We start from the raw sequence: 2,579 nt of genomic DNA on the forward strand, positions 1-2,579 counted from the left end.
GTGACGAATTTGCTCCGAGAGATCGCGAAGTCGTCCGAGGAAATCACGTTCGTCCTCGACGGCACAGAGCCCGACGCGCAATGCACGCTGGGTCAAGTCATTGGTCGGACTGCCAGCCGGTTCCCACAACGGGCTGCGATCGTCTCCACCGGGTTTGCCCCGCTGACTTACGGCGATCTCCAGCGCCGGTTGGACGACATCCGCGGGCAGTTGCGTGTGGGTGGGTTCGATTGCAGCGCTCGGATCGGGGTGCTCATGCCGTTCGGTCCGGAGGCGGTTCTCGCCATCGTGGCTGTGGCTTGCTGCAGCATTGCGGTTCCTCTTGATCCGCGGCTGTCTCCGGTAGAGGTCGATCTGCGTTTCGGCATGCTGCACCTGAACGCTCTTCTCGTGCCGCAAGGCAGTGACACAGAAGCGCGGCAAGCGGCCGAGCGGCGTGGGATCGCCATCATCGAAGCCGTTCCCGCATATGGCGGCCAGCTCGGACTTGATGTCCCGGTCCGGGCCGCCGACCGCGCTGCTATCGACGCTGAACCTGCTCCACACTCGCCGGCCTTCATTCTGCAGACCTCCGGCACGACCGCGCAGCCAAAGCTCATTCCGTTCAGCCACAGCAACATGCTGGCCGCGTCCGCGCGTCTTCAGGCCTGGTTCGGCCTCACGCATCAAGATCGCTGCTTGAGCGTCTCGCCCCCATTTTATTCTCATGGGCTCAAGGTAACGGTGTTCACACCGCTGCTCACCGGCGGCAGCATTGCTGTCCCGGCAAACAATGCCATCGTCGCGCTGGATGAGTGGCTCGATTGTCTCAGCCCGACCTGGTACTCGGCAGGTCCCGCGCTTCATGCTGCAATGCTGGACAAGGTGAGCTCGCTCGCAGACGTGCGCGTGGCGCATACGTTGCGGTTTATCGTATCGGGCGGCGCGCCGCTGCTGCCCGACGTACGGGACGGCCTGCAGCGCGTTTTAGGCGTGCCTGTGCTAGAGCACTACGGCTCCAGCGAAGCCGCGCAAATCGCTGCCAATCTGCCGCCGCCCGGCCCGAATAGGCCGGGGACCTGCGGCCAACCTCCGCCCGGGACTCTGGCCATCGCTGGTGAGGATGGACGCTTCCTGACGGCGGGCGAGCGCGGCGAGATCTGGATTCGTGGACCGACGGTGTTCTCCGGCTATCTCGATGCGCCGGAGCTCAATCAAGCCGCTTTCGTCGGGGGCTGGTTTCGCACGGGCGACATCGGCAGCCTCGACGAAGACGGCTTTCTTTCTTTGCATGGCCGCCTGGGAGAGCTGATCAATCGCGGCGGCGACAAGATTTCCCCTGCCGATGTCGAATCCGCCTTGCTACGCCATCCGGCTGTAGCGGAGGCTGCCGCCTTTGCAGTCCGCCATCCACGCCTTGGCGAGGACGTTGCAGCCGCGATCGTTTCTCATCCCCATACGCAGACGACAACTGCAGAGATCCGCCAGTTCCTGCAAGGTGAGCTTGCCTCGTTCAAGATTCCACATCGCGTTCTGATCCTCGACCAACTGCCAAAGGGACCGACGGGAAAAGTGCAGCGGCGACGGCTGCGCGACGGCGGGCTACCGCAAATGCCTATGCCGGTCGTGTCCAAAGCGTCACTGGACCTCGAAGGTGAATTGCTGACGCTGTGGCGGAGGCTGCTCAAGTCCGATGCCGTGACGCTCGACGACGATTTCTTTGCAAGCGGCGGCGACTCGCTGCTCGCAATGGAGATGCTGAGCGAACTCGAACAGCTGATCGGTCAAGCCGTGCCGGAAACGATCCTGTTCGGCGCGGAAACCATCCGGCAGCTCGTCCAGAAGCTTGACACGCAAATCGACACGCAAGCGACGCCGTACATCCACTTTCACGGTGATGGCAATCGGCCTCCGCTGCACTTCTTCAATGGAGACCTCGTCAGCGGACATTCGAGCATGCGGCGAATGGTTCAGCTCCTCGGTCCCGATCATCCAATCATTTCCATCAATCCGCACGGTCTTCGTGGAGAGTCGGTGCCGCCCTCGATCGAGGAAATGGCTGCCGACCGCCTGCCGCTTATCCTGGATAGACAGGCGAGCGGACCTTTCGTGCTGGGGGGCTTCTGCAACGGCGCCATTGTGGCATTCGAAGCAGCTCGCCTGCTGATGGCAGCCGGCCACAGGGTTGGTAGGGTCGTCATGGTTGACCCGCCGACCGTTAGTGCCCGTGCGGCGGCGCAAGCGATCCTCAGACCGATGAAGCGACTAGTCTCGCCTTACAGTCTGCGCTGGACCTATCAGCTGATGGTCAGGCTCGAGCAGTTCTTCTACGGGTCGACGAGCAAGCGGGTTAGCCAGCTGTATACCGCTCTAACCAATCCCAAGAAGCTGCATGATGCAGTCTTCAATCCCTATGATACGATTCCGCGCGCGTTATGGGAGCCTTATTCGCTCGCAATGGCGCAATATCTTCCGGCACCGCTCGAGGTTCCTGTGACGTTCTACGCAGCAGACCACGACGGTCGCGCATGGCGAGCTCTCAGTTCGCAACTCGAGGTCATCCAGGTGCCTGGGGGACACGGTGGGTGCCTGACCATCGG

Annotated in this window: 1 protein-coding gene; it reads left to right on the forward strand. The window is 62.3% G+C overall.

Going from position 1 to position 2,579, the window contains the following annotated elements; genetic code table 11:
* Positions 1 to 2,579 (forward strand): AMP-binding protein (locus tag A5906_RS35855; RefSeq protein WP_136615728.1); only part of this gene is annotated, 2,579 nt, incomplete at both ends.

This window comes from Bradyrhizobium sacchari (genome assembly GCF_002068095.1).
Lineage (GTDB): Bacteria > Pseudomonadota > Alphaproteobacteria > Rhizobiales > Xanthobacteraceae > Bradyrhizobium > Bradyrhizobium sacchari.